Here is an 18,902-nt window from a genome sequence, read left to right as displayed (position 1 = left end):
CCATGAGGATCCGTCATGACCGCTCCGTCGAAGTTGATCGCTGTCGAAGATTTTTTCGGCTCACCCACCCGTAGTCGGGCCCTGCTGTCCCCGGACGGCACGAAGGTCGCCTACCTCGCTCCGTGGCGCGGTCGGCTCAACGTGTTCATCCGTGACCTGGACTCGGACTGGGCCACCCCTGACGACGTACACGGTGCCGACGCCCCAGGTGTCCGGCGCGTCACCTCTGACACCCGGCGCAACATCGACGCCTTCTTCTGGACCACCGACGGCCGCTACCTGCTGTTCCAGCAGGACACCGACGGCGACGAGAACTGGCACCTGCACCGCGCCGACCCGAACCGACCCGACGAGCCCGCCGTCGACCTGACCCCCTTCGAGGGCGTGCGGCTGATCGCTGCGCAACTCCCACCGGACCGGCCGGGTACGGCTTTCGTGCAGCTCAACATGCGCCGTCCCGACCTGGTCGACCTGTTCGAGCTCGACCTGGTGACCGGCCGCCTGACCACGGCCGCGGAGAACCCCGGCGACATCCTCTCCTGGCTGCGCGCCCCGGACCGGTTGCTGGTGTTCACCATGGAGGAGGGGGGTGACCACGTGCTGTCGGAGTGGGCCACGGGTGAGCGGCGCCCGATCGCGCGGTTCCCTGGCACCGATGTCCTCTTCGGGGTCCTGCCGACTGCGCTCACCCCGGACGGGAACGGACTGTGGATCGGTTCGTCGCGCGGGTCGGACCGCACCCGCCTGGTCCGGGTCGACCTGGACACCGGTGAGCAGGTCGAGGTGGACAGCCACCCCGTGTTCGACCTGGACACCCCCCGCCCCGAGGCCGACCCACGCTTCCCTTCCTCGCTGATCCTGCACCCGAGCACCGGGGAACTGCTCGGCGCCCGCTACCTCGGCGCCCGCCAGGAGATCCACGCGCTCGACCCGCACTTCGCCACGGTGCTGCCGCGGCTGGCCGAGCTGTCCGACGGCGACCTGGCCCACGTGTCCTGCGACACCACGGCGCAGCGTTGGGTGGTGGACTTCGCCCACGACCGCGATCCCGGCGTCACCTGGTTCTACGACCACGCCACGGGGCAGGCGCGCCGCCTGTTCCGGCCCTTCCCGCACCTGGACCCGGCCCAGCTCGCCCCGGTCACCCCGATCACCGTCACCGCCCGCGACGGCCTGGCCCTGCCCTGCCACCTCACCCTGCCGGTCGGGGCCGCCCCGCGCGGCTTGCCGACCGTGCTGCTGGTGCACGGCGGACCGTGGTACCGCGACAGCTGGTGCTACGACCCAGAGGTGCAGCTGCTGGCCAACCGCGGCTACGCGGTGCTGCAGGTCAACTTCCGCGGCTCCACCGGTTACGGCAAGGCCCACACCCAGGCCGCGATCGGCCAGTTCGCCGGGCGCATGCACGACGACCTGATCGACGCCCTCGACTGGGCGGTCGAGCAGGGCTACGCCGACCCGGACCGGGTCGCGATCTACGGCTGCTCCTACGGCGGCTACGCCGCCCTCGTCGGGGCCGCGTTCACCCCGGACCGGTTCGCCGCCGCGGTCAGCTACACCGGAATGTCCGACCTTGTCGACCTCGTCCAGTCGGTCGTCCCGTTCGCCCGCCGCGCCGTCGAGAACAGCTACCTGCGCTACATCGGTGACCCCGACGACCCCCGCCAGGAGGCCGACATGCTCGCCCGCTCACCCATCAGCCGGGTCTACGACATCACCGCACCGGTGCTGCTGGTCCACGGCGCCAACGACGTTCGCGTCCACCGGCGCAACTCCGACCGCATCGTCGACGCGCTTCGCGCCCGCGGCGCCGAGGTCGAGTACCTGCTGAACGAGGCCGAGGGCCACTGGTTCATCAACCCGGACAGCAACATCGAGCTGTACCGCACGCTCGAACGCTTCCTGGCCCGACACCTGGGCGGACGGTCTTCGAGCACGCTCTGACCCACAGCGGTCAGGCGACGACTTCACCCGGCCGTCCCCGTCTCCGGGGCGGCCGGGCCATCACCGGCGCGCCTACAACCCCTTGACCGCGCCCGCCAACGCCTCCACCTCGGCCTCGGTGTTGAAGTAGTGCATGATTTCTGACCAGGAGCCTTGGCGTATGCCCTGGTAAATGGCAGTATCTCGGTGCGGATGACAGCCGATGACTGCGAAAGTCAGCCGATTCTGTCTCCCAGATTTCTCCCAGGAATCTCCCGGTCTCCCCGCCTTCCCCGGGGGAGACCGGGGAGCTGCTTGGCCACATACGGCAACATCCCGCGAAGTCCGGACAGGCCACCCTCCGGAGCCCTAGGCTCCCGCCTTATCCGACTCGGAAGGACAACCCCCATGGAACTGCGCGCACTCCCCCTTGCGTCGCTGCCTCTCGCCCTCGCCCTGGCCCTCGCTGGCTGCACGGGCGACGGCGATACCACTGACGCCGCGGCCCCCCAGGCCGATGAGTCCGAGCTGCCTCCGGGCATGGAGGAGATGCAGGAGTACGAGGAGAACCCGGACGGGGTCGCCGAACCCGCAACTGTCGCCCTGGACGAGACCCACGACTTCGGCGACGGGTTCACCATCCGCATCGTCGACGTCGAGCGCCGCATCGCCGAGGACGGATGGAACTCCACGACGGGCGAGGAAGGGGACCTTCCCTACATCGCCTGGACCGTGGAGATCACCAACGGCACCGATGCCCCGATCCACACCGGCTCGATCACGAGCTCGTGCTCGGTGGGTGACCCACTGATGGAGTCCGAGGCCCCGGTGCTGGGCGAGAGCATCAACCCGCCCGACCAGTTGGCGGCCGGACAGTCCGGTGCCTGGGAGGAGGACTGCTGGGCCTCGGAAGAGGACACCCAGCTCCAGTGGACGATCGAGTTCTACGACGAGAACTCCGCGCCGCTGTACCCGCCGGTGACCTTCGCCGGCGAGATCGAGTAAACGAAAACGGCCCCGGGTCGGTGTTCGCGCACCGGCCTGGGGCCTGATCCGACTACCTGACCAGACCAGGAGTGGACCTGTGACAACCCTATCCCCCGTGCGCTCGCGCCGCGGGCGCGGGGACTACACCCCGATCTTCGGTAGCGTCGGCATTGCCGCCGGACTGCTGGCCGTCAGCTTCACACACATCTACGACTTCGTCCTCAAGGCCGGCAACCCCCCGTGGTCCGCGGTGGTGATCGCTGGGACCGTGGACATCACCGTGGTCCTGGCCATCTCCACCCTGACGCTGGCCCGCAACCGCGGCGTCGCCCCCAGCCCCTGGGCCAAGCCGGTGCTGATCGGCGCGATGGTGGCCACCGTTGGGGCGAACGTCTACCACGGCGTGGCCTACGGCTGGCAGGGCATCGCCGTGGCCATCTGGGTGCCCTTCGCCGCAGAGGGCGCATTCCAACTGGCCATGTGGACACTGCGGACACTCAAGAGCACGGAGGCATCGATGACCATCTGCGGCGGCCACCGCATCCCAGTGGCCGCGGTCACCGCTCGGGTGACCGCTGACCGCACGGCCGCCGAGTTGGCCACTGCCGAGGAGCGAGAGAGGTTGGCCGCGCGGCCAGTGTTGTGTGGCCGGACGGTGCCGATGGCCGCAGTCATGGAGCGCGTGACCGCGGCCAGGGTGGCCGCCGAGTTGGCCGCGGCCAAGGACGCCGCGGCATTGGCCGCGCGGCCGGTCATCTGCGGCCGCTGGGTGGCCGTGGCCGACGTGGCCATGCCGAAGCCCCGGCCGGTCATCTGCGGCCAGCTCATCCCGGAGAAGGCGGTGGCCGAGCACCTGGCCGTGGCCACCGTGGCGGGCACCCGGCCCACGATCTGCGGCGACCTGGTGACGCTGTCCGCGCTGACCGCGTCTCTGGCCGATGACCGGCTGGTCATCTGCGGCCAGCTGGTGACCGCTGCCGAGGTGATGGCCATGACGCCGGTGGCCGCGCCGAAGGTTGGCCGCGCGGCCACCGGACAGCGAACCGCGAAGCGGTCCTCCGTAGATAGCGGCCACCGCCCTGCCCCAAAGGCGTTGACCGTTGACCGAGAGCGCGCGGTCATGGACTGGCTGACCGAACCCGGCGCTCTGGACGACCGGCTGACCACGGCGAGCGGAGAGGACGTGGCCACCCTGTTGGCCGTGAAGGAGCTCGGATTCGTGTCCGAGCGGACCGGCCGCCGGATCCTGGCCGCGGCCAAGAAGGCACTGCGTGAGAAGGAGCTGGCCGCAGCTTGAGCGGTCACCGCAACGAGAGGGAGAGAGCATGGCTGTTGTACAGGTCCGCATCATGGGCCAGCCCGAGGAGGTTGAAGCCTTCCTGGCCGCCCAGGAGCGCGCGCCAGGAGTTCAGGTGATCCACACGAGCGGACCTCGGGAGAACCGGCGTGACCCGGGCGTGCGCGTGCATGCCACTGTCGAGGTGAATCCCACCGTGGTGGCTACCGAAATGGCCGAGTCCACCGTGTTCGCGGAGGGGGCGGCCCACCTTCCGAGTGTCGAAGCCATCCCGCTGCCTCCGGCGAGGTGAGCGGCCGCGAGCGTCGTTGGCTACCCGCACAATGGAAGCAATCAACGCGATCCACAGGAAGGTGCCGTGGCCACACCAGGTGACATGACCGCACGCCTGCTCTCCTTGCTCTACGCGGGGCCCGGATCGGCAGTGTGTCGACTCGACGGGCATCTCGTCGTCCGCGGAGCCGGCCTGCACGAGGGCGAGGTCCTGCTGACTCAGGAGGAGTTCCTCGATCGCGGGCTCGCGGCCCTGTTCGAGTTGATCGCCTGAGAAGTGGCCTTTTCAGGACAAGGGAACGCTGTGACGGTATCCGGATTCGCCCCCCGGGCGGCCCGAATGTCGATACGCTTCTCGTAGTGTCTTGCGCGAACTCAAGGGCACCTGGAAGGCCCCTGCTTGGCATTCGTCAGGGGCCTTCCGCATGCTCGCCTACGCCCTCCTGGACAGCTTCTCGTGGGCGTCCTTCCGCCAGATGAACGCGCCGATGGTGCCGTATCCGTACCAGCCGGGTTCGAACTCGATCCGCAGGCCCTCATCCCTCAGGAGTCCACCCATTCTCTCTCGCAGGCGGTCGGCGGTGCTGTAGGGCTGGGTGAGGACGAGGGCGGGCTTGCTGTCCAGCATCCAGCTGGTTGTGTGGTCCATCCAGCTGAACGGCGTGCACTCGGACCCGACGGCGCTCGAACACCTGCCAGTGCGGAGCCAGTGCAGGGCGTTGCATCGGTTCGAGGAGCGCCTCACACCGAGGGGCTCGGCCCAGTCGAGGAGGTCGATGCGCGCCCGGACGTCGACGTTGGGCCCGTAGGGCCACGCCTTGGCGGTGACCGTCTTGGCGCGCCGGTCGAGGTCCGCGAGGTGCTCGCGCCACTGAGGTGTGGTGTGGGCAGGGCAGGCTCGTGTGTCGTCAGGGAAGTTGAGGCCGTGGCCCTTACAGCTTCGGCAGTTGGGGTCAGCGAGTTCCATGGGAGGGTTCACTTCTACTCAGGAGGACGTAGCCCCGATGATGCCCGATCACCTGCGAGGAGGCGGGTTTTTCGGGGTGAATGGTTGCTGATCTTCCCGATGTCGCCACCTGGGGGTAGACTCCCTTCGGGATATCGAGTTACAGAGGGGCCCGGCGAGATGCTCGCCGGGCCCCTCTGCTGTGGTTGGTCAGACCGCAGTGTTCTTCACGACAGCCAGGGCGCTCGCCCAGTCGCCGGAGCCGAACAGCAGGTGTCCGAGGTCGCGGTTCTGGGTGTCACGTACCGCGGAAGCAGCGGGCAGGTCGGCGACCTCCACGCAGTTTTGCCCCTGGGGCTGGCTGTAGGAGGACTTGCGGAACAGGTCGTTTGGGATAGTCGAGTTCATCGTGCTTCCTAGGTGAGCATTTCTTGGAGGCGCTCCACGGTCTCATCTGGTGTCAGTGCCGCGATGCGCAGGTGGCCGAAGGTGTGGCGATACCGCGCCACCTCTTCGGGTTCTTCCAGATACAGCCCGTCGGTGTCAGTCTCCAGGTAGACGACCGACGGATCGGCTGCATCAGGGAAATCCATGAGGACGAAGGGCCCACCCATTCCCGGTGTGAGCCGGTTCGCTGGCGTCATCTGGAGGGTCGTCAGCGGAGCTCGGAGCGCCTCCAGCAGGTAGGCGACCTGCTTGTGCAGCACATCAGGATGCTCCGACAGCGCGAGCAGGGACGCCTCGCTGAACACTGCCCACATCTCGGGCGGGTCGCTGTTCACGATGCGCTGGCGTTCGATGCGCGCGTCGATGGCGCGCTGGATTCCCCGTTCGTCCCCCACACGGGCTGCCTTAGCGAGCAGCTGGACGTACTCAGGAATCTGGAGCAGGCCGGGCAGCACCAGCGGCTCCCAGGTGTGGATCACGCTCGCCTCGGCTTCGAAGCCGATGAACTTGCCATTCAGGACATCCCGGTAGCGCGCCCACCATCCACGCTCACGCGACTGGCGGGTGAGGTTCAGGACCTCCTCGCGCTCGCGCTCGTCATGTACCCCGAAGGCGTCGAGCAGGGCCTTGATCTCGGGAAGCTGCGGCCGCTTCTTCACTCCTGACTCGATGTTGCTGATGGTGGTCCGCGAGATCTCGGTGGCGGCCGCAGCGTCGTCCAGGGTCATCCGCGCGGCCAAGCGGTAGCGGCGCAGGTCCTCGCTGAGTCGCCGACGGCGCACGGTCGGGCTGTATCGCTTCGTCGTCATGGGATCTCCTGGCATGTCGATGCTGCCGATCGTAGACCCTGTGGGCCCGAACGGGACATTCGGGGATTTCCAGGGCGGGATTTCCGGGCCCTCTTGAAAATCGGAAATTCAGGATTCATGATGAGGGTACTCGATGTCCCGCCGGACCTCCCATCCGGCACTCGTCCAGGAGGATGCGCATGCCGCGCTACCTGAAGTCGTCCGCGTTGCGCGAGGTCCAGGCCCGCGCCGCGGAGCAGGTCCACGGACACCGCCCGAGCCGACCGCGCCGCGCCGCTCGCGTGCGGACGCTGGTCTCCCGCTCCTCGCGTGTCCAACACCGCACCCGGCCCCCGGGACGGCCCGTCAGGCACCACCGCCGGGCCTCGGCGCCGGCCCTTGTCGCGCCCCAGCAGAGTCGCCTCGACGCGCCCAGTCGCGAGCTGCTCGAAGCCACGCTCGCCGGACTGCGCCGCCTGGGGGCGAACTAGCCATGCTGCTGCCCGCCTGCAACGAGACAACCCTCGACAGCAACGGGCGGCGCCGTGTGTGCAGCGAGGACGCTGGACACCTCGGCGACCACGTGGACGTGAAGTGCTACCGCTGGGAGCCGCCGCTCCTGGTGCACGCTCGCCTCCACGAGCGCTGGCAGGACACCCACCACATCGCGCTCCTTCCGAGCGGGATCTGGTTGGCCACCGCTCATGACCCGGAGGCCCCATGGCGTTCCGAGGTTGAATTCACCGCCGCGCAGCTGGAGAAAATGCTGCGCTTGCACAACCCACACCTGGTCCCCCGGGGAGTGACTGTATGACCGGGCACAACACCACCATGAACCACATCCCCCTCGCCCAGGCTCTGGCTGAGGCGGTCCGCACCACCGGCGTACCCGAGCACATCGCGCGTTCGTTCGCGAAGGTTCCCAGGCACCGCTTCCTGCCCGACGTCGTCTGGTCCGAGTCCGGCGAGCGCATCGACCGAGCCGAGGACCCGCAGGCCTGGATGCACGCGGCCTACACCGACCAGACGCTCATCACCCAGCTGGACGACGGGCGCCCCGGAGGTCCGGGCATGGCGACCTCCTCCTCGTCCGCGCCGAGCGCCATGGCCCGCATGATGCACGCGGCGCGCATCGAGCCGAGGTCTCCGGTCCTGGAGGTCGGGACCGGCACCGGATACGGCGCCGCGCTGCTGAGCGAACTGGTCGGCGACAAGCAAGTCACTTCCGTCGAGATCGACCAGCAGCTCGCCGACACCGCGCGCGGATCCCTCTACGCCGCCGGCTACGTGCCCAGTGTGATCCTCGGCAACGGCGAGCGCATCGAGCTCCCGCGCGTTCGCCGGGTGCTCTCCACGTGCGCCGTGGCAAGCGTGCCGTGGGCCTGGTTCGACCAGGTGCATCCGCGCGGCCTGGTGGTCACCCCGTGGTCGCCGAGCCCGGGATCCCCCCACGGTGTGCTCGCCGTCCTGGAGCGCTATGGCTCGGGGCTCGCCGAGGGGCGCTTCGTCGGGCCACTGCGCTGCATGTGGTCGCGCGCGCAGCGCTGGCCGAGTCAGCCCGCCCCGGGTCCTGAGGCCCGGGCCGAGCACACCGAGGTCGTGTCCGGAGACCCTCGCGGTCCCTGGCTCACCGACGACACGTCCCTGCTGCTGTCCCTGCTGCTGCCGCACTGGTCGCACGGCACCGGCGCCACACCCGGTGCCACCGAGCCACACGTATGGCTGTCCTCCTCTCGATGCGAGTCGTGGGCACGCCTGCACGCGGATGGCCGCATCGAGCAGGGCGGTCGCCGCCTGCTGGTGCACGAGGCCCGCGAGGCCCTGCGCCGGTGGCGCTCCCTCGGCGAGCCGGGCGTCGACCAGTTCGGCCTGACGCTGGACCGCACCCCCGGCAAGCAGTCCGTCTGGGTGGACTCCCCGCAGAACGTCCTGTGGGACACCCAGCGCCAGCTCACCTAGCCCCCGCGCGCCCGGTTCCTGTCTCTTCCGCCGGGCGCGTGGGCCAACCAGCCACCCCGTTTCTGGGACCTCGGGGTGGCTCCCCCGGCGGGACGCCGCCGGGTACGCGGGGCCGCTGAAGAGAGAGCGGCGGTCCCGCCCCGGGCCCCGGCCCCCACTCGCCGGGGCCCGGGCTAACCCCTTCGCACACGACCGCCTCACGATCGGCGCGCTCACGAGGAAGCCATGCCTCTCCCACACGACCCCGCTCTGCTACACGCCGCCGACGCCAGGATCACCCCGGGCGAGACGGCCGCGATTCTCCAGGTGGACACCAAGACGCTCATCCGCTGGGAGCGGCTCGGGCGCCTGGTGTCAGTGCGCACCTTGGGAGGACACCGCCGCTTCACCAAGGACAGCGCCTGCACCTGGCGCGGTACGGAGATCCCGCTGATGCGGTCGTAACCGCCTTGGAGCGCGCCCACAGCGCGGCCGTGAGGCTGGGCCAGGAGGAGCGAGCGGCACTCATCCGAGAGTGCATGAAGGCTACCCGGCAGACATCCGACAACGACCAGGACCAGACATGACCGACTCCGGATGGAACATCCGCACCGACCCCGACAACCCGTATCGCATCCTCCTGCGTCGCCCCTGGGACTCCGAGGACCACGTGGTCTCGGCCGACAAGGAGGCCGAGTTCCGCGCCCTGGAGCGCATGGAGGCCGACTACCCCGGCTGGGTTTTGGGGTGGCAGCAGCCGGACCAGAACCACAAGCACGGCTACTGGGCCCAGTACCCGGGCGAAACCCTGGTTCAGGGCGAAGGCCTGGGCGAGCTGCGCCAGGCGATCATCGACGCTCGCATCCGGCTGGGCCTGTAGGAGTCCCCTGGTGAGGACTTCGGTAGCCAGTGACGGAACTCCGCTCGTTCCCCAGTACGCCCGCCATGGCGAGCAGGTAGCCCCGGCCCGGATGGTGGACCGGCAGATCGCCGCCGCGGACGCTCGCGAAGGGTTGGCGCGGCTGGAGCTCATCGCCGCGAAGGAAGAGCTGGAGGCCGTCCGGCGGAAGAGACAGGAACCGGGCGCGTGGGCCAACCAGCCACCCCGTTTCTGGGACCTCGGTGTGGCTCCCCCGGCGGGACGCTGCCGCCCCGTCAGCTGCCCCGCCCTTCCCAACCTACGCCCCTGGGCAGGAGCGGCATGTGCCGTTCGTCGCCTACTGCCACGCCTCCGGGCTACGCCCTCTGCATCCCCTCAACTGATTTCGAAGAGTTGGCCGACCTGGCGCGCATCTGCTTCTCCCAGCGCGCTTGGGCCAGCGCCCCTCATGTGGAGAAGAGCACACTCTCATGACCATACTCATCAGCGGAGATATACCCCTGTCCGGCACCGTCTCAGTGTCAGGATCCAAGAACGCCGCGCTTCCGCTACTGGCGGCTGCGGCCTGCGTCGGCCAGCACGTGACCTTGCGCAACCTGCCGGGGTCGAATGACGTGGCCACCATGATCGGCCTCCTCGACCATGCGGGGTTCGACGTCAGTCCCAGCGGCACCACGATCCAGGTCGCTCCCGGGACACGCCCACCGGGCGCCCTAGACGAGGCCGCGCGCATCCGCGCCTCCTACTACCTCGTTCCGGCGCTGCTCGGCGCCCACGGCCAGGCCCGCCTGCCCTGGCCGGGCGGGTGCGCCATCGGCACGCGGGGCATGGACCTGCACTTTCGGGTGTATGAGGTGTTCGGTGACCGCGTCACCGAACACGCCGACGGCTACACCATCACCCGCGCCCCGGGAGCGGTGCCGCCGCCACGGATCAACCTGCCCTTCCGCTCGCGGGGTGCCACGATCGCCGCGGTGCTGCGCGCGCTCGTGGAGGGCCGCCCACTGATCGTGGGTACCCCCAACCTGTCCCCGGAGACGCTGAGCGTGGTGCGAGCACTGGGATCGTGCGGAGTGGACGTGACGGTGAGCGCCACAGAACTGACTGTGGACCCCGCCCCGTCCCTGCGCCCGGGTCGGTGGGTGGTGCCCGGCGACAAGATCGAGGCAGCCACCCTGGTGTGCGGGCTGGCCATCACCGGCGGGTCGGGCACCATCGTCGGCGTCGACCCCGGTCACCTGGGCCCGTTCCTCGCCGCGCTGTGCACCCTGGGGTTCGCCCCCGAGGTCGGGCAGGACCAGGTGCGGTTGGACGCCTCCCAGCGCGGGGCCGCCTCGCCCTTGCGCGCGGTCGCGGACCTGGACCCGGACGGGTTGGACGCCGACTTCGAGCCCGCCCTGCTGGTGACCTCGCTGGGAGTGGAGGGCACCCACCGGTTCGGCGACGCCATCAACCCGGGCAGGCACACCAACCTGCTCGGGGAGCTCGCCCAACTCGGGGCCCGCATCGAGGAGCTCACGTCCACCCTGTGCGAACTCACCGGCCCGCAACGGCTGCGCCCGGGGCGGGTACACGCCACCGACATCCGTACCGGCACCGCGCTGGTCCTCGCCGCGCTGGGCGTGGCGGGCGAGTCGCGCGTCATCGACACCGGCCAGATCCAGCGGGGCCACACCGACCTGGTCGGTGCGCTCACCAGCCTGGGCGCCAAGATCGTTCAGGAGCAGGCGTGAGCACCCGCACCCTGGCCGGAGTGGTGGCCACCACCGACCTGCACTCACACCTGGACAACGCCGCCTCCCTTGTCGACACCTTGTGGGCCAAACGTTCCACCCACCTGGTGGTGGACTCCGGAGATATGTTCGAGGGCACCGGCTACTACCGAGCCCGCGGCGGCAACCTGGAGACCCAGCTGCTGCGGCATCTGTACGACGCGGTGGTCCCCGGCAACCACGGCTACCGCCACTACCGGTCCCGGGAGTTGGCGCCGCTGGTGGTGTGCTGCAACATCACCTCCTCCACCGGTACACCGGTGTGGGCGCCGGTGCAGCTGCGCCGCATCGGTGGGCGCAGAGTCGCCGTCACCGGCATCATGTCGGCCTCGGCGTGGTCGTGTGTGCCAGCGGCAGAGCGTCGTGGCCACCAGCTCATCGATCCGGCGCCAGCACTCCACCGCCTGATCCGAAGTGTGGACGCCACCGAGTGGGTGGTGCTCTCTCATTCGGGGTTCGAGCACGACCAGGGCCTGGCCGCGCGCCTGCCGGCGTTGCGCGGGGTGGTCTTCGCCGGGCACTGCCACAGCGCGCTGATAGGCCCGACCCGCGCCGGCCAGGCGGTGGTGGTCAAGGGCGCCGAGCACGGGGCCGGGTTCGCCGCCGCACGTCTGGAACCGACAGGATGGCGGTTCCTGCGCGGCCTCTTCCCCATCACCGAACCGGACGTGGCCGAGCTGCCGCTGGAGCTGACCAGCCTGCTCGACGACATCCGCTCGGTGCGCACCACCAGCCGCACCATCGCCCCCACCACGGCCACCTATCGGCACGCTGTGCCGCACCGGACCCAGCTCACCGAGCGACTCGCCCGCCACGCCCACCACCGCACCCGTCTGCCGGTGCTGCTGAACGAGACCGCGTTGCGACCCGCCCGGGTCGGTGCGCACCTGAGCGAGTGGGACCTGGCCGAACTCGACCCGTTCGACAACCACCTGGTGTCGGCTCATCTGCCGGAGCCATTGACTGCGGGCACGCTGGACCGGCTGATCGGCGACGTTGGCCCCCTCGCCGTCGTCCCCGCGGTGGCCTCGCCCACGCTGGCGCAAGTGGTCACCACCGCCTACCTGGCGACCACCCACCTCGACGCCCGCTCCACCACCCCCACCGGGGTGTGCCTGCGGGACCTGCTCATCCGTGAGATGACCACCCCCTCGGGAGAGGCGCGATGATCCTCACCGGCCCTGCCATCACCGCCGCGGTCTCAGAGGGCGCGATCACCATCGACCCGTTCGAGCCCGCCCAAGTCAACCCCAACAGCTACAACGTGCGCCTCGGGGACACGCTGCGCGTGTACACCACACCGGTCCTGGACGCCTATCAGCCCAACCCCACCCACGAGCTCACCATCGGACCCGACGGGTACCTGCTGCGCCCGGACACCTTGTACCTGGGCCACACCGTGGAACGCATCGGCTCCACCCAGCACGTGCCCCTACTGGAGGGGCGCTCCAGCGTCGGCCGTCTGGGGCTGCACATCCAGATCACCGCGCCCATCGGCGACCTGGGGTTCCTCGGGCAGTGGACGTTGCACCTCAGCCCGGTCCAGCCCCTGCGGATCTACGCCGGGATGCAGATCGGCCAGGTCATGTTCGAGGCCGCCCTGGGCAGCGTCGACCTCTACCAGGGCAAATACCAAAACGCGGTCGGCCCGCGCGCCTCGGAGCTGTGGCGCCACGCCCCCGGGCAGGTGGCCTCGTGATCCTCACCGGTCCGGCGATCCGCGCCGCTGTCGCCAACGGCACCATCCATATCGACCCCTACCGGAGCGAGCAGGTCTCGGCCAACGCCTACGACTGGCGACTGGGAGCGGAGCTGCGCCGGTGCGCCCCCGTGCTGGACGCCGCCCACCCCACCGCCTACACCCCCGTGCCCTTGCCCGCTGAGGGTGTGGTGTTGGAGCCGGGGGTGCTCTACCTGGGCCGCACCCTGGAGTACACCGCCTCGGAGACCTACGCCCAACGCCTCTACGGGTCCCAGGACAGCGGCGCTCTGGGCATCTGGGTGCACATCTCCGCGCCGCTGGGACACCAGGGGCATGCGATCGCCTGGACCCTGGAGATCCGCGTCGTGCACCCGGTGCGCGTCTACCCCGGCATGCCCTTGGGCAAGCTCACCTTCCACTCCACGCTCGGCCAGGCCGTGTCCTACCAGCGCCTGGGCCGCAAGTACAGGAGCACCCGCGGGATCGACACCTCTCGCCTGTTCGAGGAGCTGACCCCGTGATCGTGACCGGCATCGACCTGCCCGCGACCGCGCCCGGCGGGTCCGTGGAACTCTTCCACGACCTGTACACCCGCCGCGGCGCGCCGCTCCATGCCGAGTCCTGGGCGTGGATGCTCGGCCCCGACCAACCCATCGGCACCGACCTGGCCCTGCTCGACGGAACCGGCAAGGCCGTCCACGAGCCCGCGTTCAGCACCTACCGCGCCCACCTGGCAGAACAGCTCCTCGTTCAGGCGCCCGCCCCCGACGTGCTGCACCTGCACCACCTAGCCTTCGGGGCCTCCCCCGCGCTGGCCGATGCCTTCCCTCAGGCACCAGCCCTGGCGTTGATCCACGGCACCGACCTGCTCTACGCCGACCAGAGCCTGACTCAGCACGCGGTCATGGTCCGCCTCGCCCACTACGCCCAACGGATCATCGCGCCCACCGCGGCGATGGTCGACCTGCTGGTGCGCCGGGTTCCGGACCTGGGCACCGGCCGGATCGTGCAGGTGCCCTGGGGCGTGCCCGACGCCCTGCTCGCCGCCCCGCCCCCACGCCCGGCGCGCGGGGACGGGGGGCCGTTGCGGCTGCTCTACGCCGGACGCCTATCCCCGGAGAAGGGGGTGCAGGACCTGGTGGCCGCGTGCGCGGCCGCCGAGGTGCGGCTCAGCGTCGCCGCCCCCACTCCGCCCACCGAAGCGGAGGCGAACTACCTGGGATGGTTGGAGCGCCCACGGCTGTGGCAGGAGTTCGCCCACCACGACCTGCTCGTGGTGCCCTCCGCCCGCCTGGAAGCGTTCGGCCTGGTCGCCGTCGAGGCACAGGCATGTGGGTTGCCGGTGCTCTACCGACAGGTACCCGGCCTCACCGACGCCTTGAGGGACAGCGCCCTGGGCGTGCCCGACCTGAGCGCCCGCACCCTGGCCACCACCCTGTCCTGGCTGGCCTCGGACCAGCGGGCACTCGACCAGGCCCGCGAGGCCGGACTGCGCAACGCCGCCCAGTTCCCGCTCTCGGCCACCGCCGCCGCGCTGCGCGAGGTCTCCAAGGAGATCGCATGAGGCCGCTAGGCTCGCCCCGACCCACCCTGAACAGGAAGGACCGCGACGTGGCTAGCGACCGCATCACCACTCTGCTGCACGAGGCCGTGGCCCAGGAGGTGATGCCCGGAGCGGTGTGGCTGGTTGGCGGCGCCGACGGCGTCGACGGCGGCGGCGGCGGGCAGGTGGGCCTGCTCGACCCCACCGACCCGCATACGCCGATGCGGGCCAACACGATCTTCGACATCGCCTCGCTCACCAAGGTCGTGGCGGTGTGGTCGGTGATCGGCACCCTGTGGGAGGACGGCGCCCTGCACCTGGAGGACCCGCTGGGTGCCCTGCTGCCGGAGCTGGCCAATGCTCCGCTGGGGAGGGTGAGCGTGCGCCAGCTGCTCACCCACACCGCTGGGGTGCCGCCCCGGGCGCAGCTGCGTGCCCTGTACGGCACTGACGCGGCCGCCATTCGCCGCGGTGTGCTCCACGAGCGCCTGCACCACGAGCCAGGCGAGCGTGTGCACTACACCGACCGGGCCGCCCTCATCCTGGGGTTCCTCGCCGAGGAGATTACCAGCACCGATCTGGACGACCTGGCCCACGACCGGGTGTGGGATCCCCTCGCGATGCGCGAGACCCGTTTCGGGCCGCTGCCCGCGGACCTGGTTGCCCGCACCGCACCGACCGAGCTGGACGAGGAGACAAGGGCGCACCTGTGCGGAATCGCGCACGACTTCTCCGCCCGACTGCTGGGCGGGGTATGCGGGATCGCCGGGGTCTTCTCAGTGGCCGAGGACCTGGCCCGATTCCTGACCCACATGCTCCGTCCTGCCACCGAAGCCACCTTCGGCAAGGCCTGGATCAATGAGTCCTTGCGCGTGCAGACCGGTGATCTGGAACCGGCTCGCGGCTTGTTCTGGCACCCGGCGCCCGGCACCACCGCGGCCGACGATGTGTGGGTGCACTACGGGTTCACCGGGACCGCGATGTGGGTCGCCCCGCACCTTGACCGGTGGGCGGTTCTGCTCACCAACAAGCTCTTCTACAGCCGTGATCGGGAACCGATTGCCCGTGTGCGCAACACCTTCCGAATCCACGCCATGTGATGCGAACACCCTCTGAGACATGGCAAACGAGCCCCGCCTCCCGAAGGAAGCGGGGCTCGTTGCGTCCGCCCGTGCGGGCAGTCAGTGAGGCTACACGGCGCCGCCGTCAGGCGGCCTTGGTGTACTCGGGGCGCCGGCGGGAGAGCAGCATCAGGCCGCCGACGCGCGGGGAGATGTGCTCCTCGAAGAAGCGCGCCACCCAGTAGTAGACGGTGCCGACGACGAAGGTCGTCACCGCGGTGAGGACCTCGGTGGTCGCCTCGGCCGGCAGGTCCAGGCCGATGCTCGCGGCGAGCGAGACGATCAGCCCGACAGCGTAGGGGACGACGGTGCGGACGATGGACGTGACCATGGCATACCTCCTGGTCAGAGTGCGGCCCGGACGAAGCAGTCCTTGGCCTCCAGCAACTTGCGCAGGCCCGCGGTGAGCTCGGGCCCGTCGGGGCTGGCGAGGATCATGGCCTCGGCCAGGTCGTGGCAGGGGATGCTGATCTCCCGCAGGTGCGGGGGCAGGTGGGTGTAGATGAACAGGCCGGCCAGGTGCCGGGTGTCGGCGCTGCGCCCGGTGAGGTCCTGCATCAGAACTCCCCCGCGTTCAGGGCCTTCTGAAGGGCACGGGTGGTCTTCGGGCCCCAGTCGCCGTCGACCGCGAGCTTGGCGCCGATGACCTTGTTGAGGTGGCGCTGGAGCGCCTTGGTGGTGAGCGGCCCGACCACGCCGTCGACCTCCAGGCCAGCGCCGTGGTCGTTGAGGTGCTCCTGGAGCTTGCGCTTGGACTGCGGCCCGAAGTCGCCGTCGATGTCGGCACCGGTCGCTTCCTGGAGCGCGCCGGTCGTGGCAGGGCCGAAGTCGCCGTCCACCGCCAGGCGCGGCCGCGGGTCGGCGGGCTCAGGGTCGCCGTCGAGGTAGGCCCGGTAGGCCGCCTCTGTGCGCGGGCCCCACAGACCGTCGGCGTCGACGCCGACCAGACGCTGGAGCCACTGCACGCCGTCCTCGGTGAGCGGCCCGAAGATGCCGTCCACCGCCAGGCGCGGCCGGTAGCCCAGGGCGTTGATGGCCTTCTGCTGGCTGGAGAAGGAGCGCTCGGAGTCCATCCCTTCGGGACCCGGGGTCACGGGCGAGCCGGAACCGCCGGAGCCGAAGGCGCCGTCGCGGACGAGCTGGTAGAGGCGGTCGCCGGGGCAGCTGGTGGACAGGTGGTCGCGGTGGCCGTTGACCCGCGAGCCCGCGCCGCCGCTGGAGCGCAGGTAGGCGACGGTGTCCTTGATGCCCTGGATCATCTGGGCCGAGGGGCGCTCACTTCCGCCGATGAGCCCCAGCACCGCGTAGTAGCGCTGGTTGCCCGGGTTGGTGCCATTGGCCGCGGTGCGCCGGCCCTTGCCGCGGCCCTCCATCACGATGCCGTGCTGGCACACCGCGAGGCTGTAGGCGAAGAACGCCCAGCCGCGGCCGCGGGTGTGGAAGCGGTGGATCTCGCGGATCTTCGCTCGGCAGCGGGAGTGTGGGGCGGAGGCCGGGATGCCGACGGCGCCTCCGACGTAGTGGATGGTCGTGCCGCCGGAGCGGGGTGTGATGTTGGTGGAGACACCGGATACCGATGGCAGCCCCACGGCGGATCGGGACTCGAACTTCATGGCGCCCTCCGGGCATACGAAAGGCCGCCCACTGGGGCGGCCACGGTGACTTTCTGTAGCTGGAAGAGGGGAATGGAGCTGCGCGGTGATGCTCAGCCGATGAAGAGCTGGACGAGAAGCATGGCCAGGGTCGCCAGGAAGGACAGTGCCGCGCCGATGCAGGCGCCGATGACCACGCGCCGGTCGGCCCGGCGCTCCTTGTGCTCCTCCACGCGCTGGGTCTTGTCGTCCGCGCGCTGCTTCTTGACCTCCTCCAGTTCCTCGCCCAGAGCCGCGATCTCACGTGCGCGCAGGGCCTGTTCGGCCGCAACCTCCCGCGTGCGCAGCGCCTGCTCGGCCGCAACCTCGCGGGCGGCCTCCAGGCGGACGCTCTCAATCTGCTGTTCAACGCGGCGCTGATCAGCCTGGTAGACGGCGATGTCCACACGCGAGGCCAGTGCGGTCTTGATCTCTCCGACGGCGCCGCGCAGGTCCGCGCGCAGCAGCTCGATCAACGCCTCCAAGTGGCGGTAGTCCTCCGTTCCCGGGGTGCTCATGGGCTCGCCACGTCCGTCTCGACTGAGATCTTGAACTGGGCGTAGGTGACCTTGACCGGCTTGCTGGCGTTGTGTTTGACCTGGAGGCCCAGCGGGACGGACGGGTTCACGAAAATCTGGTGGCACTTGTGGACGAACTGCATGCCACCGGTCGGGCACCTGTCCTCCAAGTTCGTCTCGTTGGGGGTGCCGAGGGGATCACGGACGAAGCGATCGCGCAGCTCCCCGTAGTCGCCGCCCGCCCACTGGATCTCCGCGGTGAGCGTGCCCCACCCAGCGACGGTCGGCCAGATCAGGCCGGACCGGTCGTCGCTCTCCCATGCGGTGACCTGACAGCCGTCCGGCTGGGTGGCCGAGTGCATCCCCCACGGGTCGTAGTTGGGGTTCTCGTGCGGGAACCTCAGCAGGTGATAGGCCTCGTCGTTGGGGATCTCCTGGTCCAGAGAAACGTCGAGCGAGCACACGTACAGGGCCATACGGGTCTCCTATTCCGTCGAGCCGAGAGTGGCGGTTTCGTAGAGCAGCTGGACGGTCAGCAGGTCACCGTCTCCGCCGATGTGGTTATGCGTGCTGGACCAGTTGAAGAGCTCACCACCCGTGCCACCGCTGTAGTAGCGGATGCGGTTGATGCGGGCCCCACTGGAGTCGCCGCTGATGAGCGCGATGCCTTGGAAGAGGTCCGTGGTGGGAGCTGCGGTCTGAAGATGGGTGACGCCCAACCACCGGTGTCCGGCCTCCGCGGGCAGCCCCGGGGGGAGGCCGAGTTCGTAGATGCCGTCACCGAAGTTCGTGGTGGAGCCCATGATCACCTGGATGCGCAGGCTCACCATACGGCCGGGCAGACGGCGATACCGGCCGTCCAAAGTGCCGTTTCCGATGCTGGGGTTGGTGGTGGCCGCGGTCCACTCGGGCGTGTAGGTCTGCTCGTCGCCGTGGTACGAGAAAACTTCCCAGTGGCTTCCGGTGTAGGCCACGAAGCTAGCGGTGTCGGTCTCATAGATCATCTGGCCTTCGACCGGACTCGGCGGTCGAGTGCCGCTGGTCACCACGGCGATGACCTGCTTAGCCAGATAGGTGTTGACGTCGGCCGCGCGCAGGATCTCGCCCACGACCCATGTCTTGAACCCCACGAAGGC

Annotated in this window: 25 protein-coding genes; 16 read left to right on the top strand and 9 right to left on the bottom strand. The window is 69.7% G+C overall.

Annotated elements, in window-relative coordinates; genetic code table 11:
• Positions 1 to 15: 15 nt before the first annotated feature.
• The 5 genes from ACSIH6_RS14795 to ACSIH6_RS14775 all read left to right on the top strand — a co-directional run bounded on the left by ACSIH6_RS14795 (position 16) and on the right by ACSIH6_RS14775 (position 4,754).
• Positions 16 to 1,944 carry a S9 family peptidase gene (locus ACSIH6_RS14795; RefSeq protein ID WP_435108862.1) on the top strand — a complete coding sequence of 643 codons (1,929 nt, stop codon included), beginning with the start codon at positions 16 to 18 and terminating at the stop codon, positions 1,942 to 1,944.
• A 387-nt stretch (positions 1,945 to 2,331) separates the two neighbouring features.
• Positions 2,332 to 2,928 (top strand): hypothetical protein, encoded by a 597-nt coding sequence (locus ACSIH6_RS14790; RefSeq protein ID WP_435108861.1) that lies wholly within the window; start codon positions 2,332 to 2,334, stop codon positions 2,926 to 2,928.
• Positions 2,929 to 3,007: 79 nt separating this feature from the next.
• Entirely contained in the window at positions 3,008 to 4,207 is a 1,200-nt protein-coding gene (locus ACSIH6_RS14785; RefSeq protein WP_435108860.1) for a hypothetical protein, read from the top strand.
• A gap of 28 nt (positions 4,208 to 4,235) precedes the next feature.
• Positions 4,236 to 4,499, top strand: coding sequence for a hypothetical protein (locus ACSIH6_RS14780; protein ID WP_435108859.1), 264 nt, complete (start codon positions 4,236 to 4,238; stop codon positions 4,497 to 4,499).
• Positions 4,500 to 4,565: 66 nt separating this feature from the next.
• A complete protein-coding gene (locus tag ACSIH6_RS14775; RefSeq protein ID WP_435108858.1) occupies positions 4,566 to 4,754 on the top strand; it encodes a hypothetical protein in 189 nt (62 codons plus the stop codon).
• A 159-nt stretch (positions 4,755 to 4,913) separates the two neighbouring features.
• Here the strand turns inward: ACSIH6_RS14775 and ACSIH6_RS14770 are convergent, their stop codons facing one another.
• The 3 genes from ACSIH6_RS14770 to ACSIH6_RS14760 all read right to left on the bottom strand — a co-directional run bounded on the left by ACSIH6_RS14770 (position 4,914) and on the right by ACSIH6_RS14760 (position 6,682).
• Entirely contained in the window at positions 4,914 to 5,447 is a 534-nt protein-coding gene (locus ACSIH6_RS14770) for a hypothetical protein (RefSeq protein ID WP_435108857.1), read from the bottom strand.
• Between the two features lie 189 nt (positions 5,448 to 5,636).
• Positions 5,637 to 5,834 carry a DUF397 domain-containing protein gene (locus tag ACSIH6_RS14765; protein WP_435108856.1) on the bottom strand — a complete coding sequence of 66 codons (198 nt, stop codon included), beginning with the start codon at positions 5,832 to 5,834 and terminating at the stop codon, positions 5,637 to 5,639.
• An 8-nt stretch (positions 5,835 to 5,842) separates the two neighbouring features.
• Positions 5,843 to 6,682 (bottom strand): helix-turn-helix domain-containing protein, encoded by an 840-nt coding sequence (locus ACSIH6_RS14760; protein ID WP_435108855.1) that lies wholly within the window; start codon positions 6,680 to 6,682, stop codon positions 5,843 to 5,845.
• A gap of 179 nt (positions 6,683 to 6,861) precedes the next feature.
• Here ACSIH6_RS14760 and ACSIH6_RS14755 point away from each other — a divergent pair, with 179 nt between their 5' ends.
• From ACSIH6_RS14755 to ACSIH6_RS14705, 11 genes are all read left to right on the top strand, one after another.
• Positions 6,862 to 7,152 (top strand): hypothetical protein, encoded by a 291-nt coding sequence (locus ACSIH6_RS14755; protein ID WP_435108854.1) that lies wholly within the window; start codon positions 6,862 to 6,864, stop codon positions 7,150 to 7,152.
• A gap of 2 nt (positions 7,153 to 7,154) precedes the next feature.
• On the top strand, positions 7,155 to 7,475 hold the full coding sequence (locus ACSIH6_RS14750; protein ID WP_435108853.1) for a hypothetical protein: 321 nt from the start codon (positions 7,155 to 7,157) through the stop codon (positions 7,473 to 7,475).
• Positions 7,472 to 8,620: an rRNA adenine N-6-methyltransferase family protein gene (locus ACSIH6_RS14745; RefSeq protein WP_435108852.1), complete on the top strand. Its 1,149-nt coding sequence runs from the start codon at positions 7,472 to 7,474 to the stop codon at positions 8,618 to 8,620. Before ACSIH6_RS14750 ends, ACSIH6_RS14745 begins: the two co-directional genes overlap by 4 nt.
• A gap of 225 nt (positions 8,621 to 8,845) precedes the next feature.
• Positions 8,846 to 9,064: a MerR family DNA-binding transcriptional regulator gene (locus ACSIH6_RS14740; protein ID WP_435108850.1), complete on the top strand. Its 219-nt coding sequence runs from the start codon at positions 8,846 to 8,848 to the stop codon at positions 9,062 to 9,064.
• Between the two features lie 118 nt (positions 9,065 to 9,182).
• Positions 9,183 to 9,479, top strand: a complete 297-nt coding sequence (locus ACSIH6_RS14735) for a hypothetical protein (protein WP_435108849.1) — start codon at positions 9,183 to 9,185, stop codon at positions 9,477 to 9,479.
• Positions 9,480 to 9,949: 470 nt separating this feature from the next.
• Positions 9,950 to 11,212, top strand: coding sequence for a carboxyvinyltransferase (locus tag ACSIH6_RS14730; RefSeq protein WP_435108848.1), 1,263 nt, complete (start codon positions 9,950 to 9,952; stop codon positions 11,210 to 11,212).
• The gene (locus ACSIH6_RS14725) at positions 11,209 to 12,420 is read left to right on the top strand and encodes a metallophosphoesterase (protein WP_435108847.1); all 1,212 of its coding nucleotides are present in this window, start codon (positions 11,209 to 11,211) and stop codon (positions 12,418 to 12,420) included. The genes ACSIH6_RS14730 and ACSIH6_RS14725 overlap by 4 nt, the downstream gene beginning before the upstream one ends.
• Positions 12,417 to 12,950: a dCTP deaminase gene (dcd, locus tag ACSIH6_RS14720; RefSeq protein WP_435108846.1), complete on the top strand. Its 534-nt coding sequence runs from the start codon at positions 12,417 to 12,419 to the stop codon at positions 12,948 to 12,950. Before ACSIH6_RS14725 ends, dcd begins: the two co-directional genes overlap by 4 nt.
• A complete protein-coding gene (locus ACSIH6_RS14715) occupies positions 12,947 to 13,474 on the top strand; it encodes a dCTP deaminase (protein ID WP_435108845.1) in 528 nt (175 codons plus the stop codon). The genes dcd and ACSIH6_RS14715 overlap by 4 nt, the downstream gene beginning before the upstream one ends.
• On the top strand, positions 13,471 to 14,517 hold the full coding sequence (locus tag ACSIH6_RS14710; protein WP_435108844.1) for a glycosyltransferase family 4 protein: 1,047 nt from the start codon (positions 13,471 to 13,473) through the stop codon (positions 14,515 to 14,517). The genes ACSIH6_RS14715 and ACSIH6_RS14710 overlap by 4 nt, the downstream gene beginning before the upstream one ends.
• Positions 14,518 to 14,564: 47 nt before the next feature.
• Entirely contained in the window at positions 14,565 to 15,596 is a 1,032-nt protein-coding gene (locus ACSIH6_RS14705; RefSeq protein WP_435108843.1) for a serine hydrolase domain-containing protein, read from the top strand.
• A gap of 106 nt (positions 15,597 to 15,702) precedes the next feature.
• On the opposite strand, the gene ACSIH6_RS14700 is transcribed toward ACSIH6_RS14705, so the two are convergent.
• The 6 genes from ACSIH6_RS14700 to ACSIH6_RS14675 all read right to left on the bottom strand — a co-directional run.
• A complete protein-coding gene (locus ACSIH6_RS14700) occupies positions 15,703 to 15,948 on the bottom strand; it encodes a hypothetical protein (protein ID WP_435108842.1) in 246 nt (81 codons plus the stop codon).
• A gap of 14 nt (positions 15,949 to 15,962) precedes the next feature.
• Positions 15,963 to 16,175: a hypothetical protein gene (locus ACSIH6_RS14695; protein ID WP_435108841.1), complete on the bottom strand. Its 213-nt coding sequence runs from the start codon at positions 16,173 to 16,175 to the stop codon at positions 15,963 to 15,965.
• Positions 16,175 to 17,230 carry a peptidoglycan recognition protein family protein gene (locus tag ACSIH6_RS14690; RefSeq protein ID WP_435108840.1) on the bottom strand — a complete coding sequence of 352 codons (1,056 nt, stop codon included), beginning with the start codon at positions 17,228 to 17,230 and terminating at the stop codon, positions 16,175 to 16,177. Before ACSIH6_RS14690 ends, ACSIH6_RS14695 begins: the two co-directional genes overlap by 1 nt.
• Before the next feature lie 92 nt (positions 17,231 to 17,322).
• A complete protein-coding gene (locus ACSIH6_RS14685; RefSeq protein WP_435108839.1) occupies positions 17,323 to 17,766 on the bottom strand; it encodes a hypothetical protein in 444 nt (147 codons plus the stop codon).
• The gene (locus ACSIH6_RS14680; RefSeq protein ID WP_435108838.1) at positions 17,763 to 18,242 is read right to left on the bottom strand and encodes a hypothetical protein; all 480 of its coding nucleotides are present in this window, start codon (positions 18,240 to 18,242) and stop codon (positions 17,763 to 17,765) included. Before ACSIH6_RS14680 ends, ACSIH6_RS14685 begins: the two co-directional genes overlap by 4 nt.
• Positions 18,243 to 18,251: 9 nt before the next feature.
• The coding region (locus ACSIH6_RS14675) for a hypothetical protein (RefSeq protein ID WP_435108837.1) at positions 18,252 to 18,902 on the bottom strand (651 nt) is incomplete at its 5' end.

Source organism: Nocardiopsis synnemataformans (assembly GCF_965343085.1).
Classification (GTDB): Bacteria; Actinomycetota; Actinomycetes; order Streptosporangiales; family Streptosporangiaceae; genus Nocardiopsis; species Nocardiopsis alborubida.
This window is presented reverse-complemented; position numbering and strand designations above follow the sequence as displayed.

Bases quoted from the DNA above. Each gene is read 5' to 3' on its own strand.
- dcd (WP_435108846.1), top strand. From the start codon at position 12,417: ATGATCCTCACCGGCCCTGCCATCACCGCCGCGGTCTCAGAGGGCGCG.
- ACSIH6_RS14735 (WP_435108849.1), top strand. From the start codon at position 9,183: ATGACCGACTCCGGATGGAACATCCGCACCGACCCCGACAACCCGTAT.
- ACSIH6_RS14760 (WP_435108855.1), bottom strand. From the start codon at position 6,682: ATGACGACGAAGCGATACAGCCCGACCGTGCGCCGTCGGCGACTCAGC.
- ACSIH6_RS14685 (WP_435108839.1), bottom strand. From the start codon at position 17,766: ATGAGCACCCCGGGAACGGAGGACTACCGCCACTTGGAGGCGTTGATC.
- ACSIH6_RS14695 (WP_435108841.1), bottom strand. From the start codon at position 16,175: ATGCAGGACCTCACCGGGCGCAGCGCCGACACCCGGCACCTGGCCGGC.
- ACSIH6_RS14680 (WP_435108838.1), bottom strand. From the start codon at position 18,242: ATGGCCCTGTACGTGTGCTCGCTCGACGTTTCTCTGGACCAGGAGATC.
- ACSIH6_RS14740 (WP_435108850.1), top strand. From the start codon at position 8,846: ATGCCTCTCCCACACGACCCCGCTCTGCTACACGCCGCCGACGCCAGG.
- ACSIH6_RS14790 (WP_435108861.1), top strand. From the start codon at position 2,332: ATGGAACTGCGCGCACTCCCCCTTGCGTCGCTGCCTCTCGCCCTCGCC.
- ACSIH6_RS14690 (WP_435108840.1), bottom strand. From the start codon at position 17,230: ATGAAGTTCGAGTCCCGATCCGCCGTGGGGCTGCCATCGGTATCCGGT.
- ACSIH6_RS14700 (WP_435108842.1), bottom strand. From the start codon at position 15,948: ATGGTCACGTCCATCGTCCGCACCGTCGTCCCCTACGCTGTCGGGCTG.
- ACSIH6_RS14750 (WP_435108853.1), top strand. From the start codon at position 7,155: ATGCTGCTGCCCGCCTGCAACGAGACAACCCTCGACAGCAACGGGCGG.
- ACSIH6_RS14795 (WP_435108862.1), top strand. From the start codon at position 16: ATGACCGCTCCGTCGAAGTTGATCGCTGTCGAAGATTTTTTCGGCTCA.
- ACSIH6_RS14755 (WP_435108854.1), top strand. From the start codon at position 6,862: ATGCCGCGCTACCTGAAGTCGTCCGCGTTGCGCGAGGTCCAGGCCCGC.
- ACSIH6_RS14745 (WP_435108852.1), top strand. From the start codon at position 7,472: ATGACCGGGCACAACACCACCATGAACCACATCCCCCTCGCCCAGGCT.
- ACSIH6_RS14765 (WP_435108856.1), bottom strand. From the start codon at position 5,834: ATGAACTCGACTATCCCAAACGACCTGTTCCGCAAGTCCTCCTACAGC.
- ACSIH6_RS14770 (WP_435108857.1), bottom strand. From the start codon at position 5,447: ATGGAACTCGCTGACCCCAACTGCCGAAGCTGTAAGGGCCACGGCCTC.
- ACSIH6_RS14730 (WP_435108848.1), top strand. From the start codon at position 9,950: ATGACCATACTCATCAGCGGAGATATACCCCTGTCCGGCACCGTCTCA.
- ACSIH6_RS14780 (WP_435108859.1), top strand. From the start codon at position 4,236: ATGGCTGTTGTACAGGTCCGCATCATGGGCCAGCCCGAGGAGGTTGAA.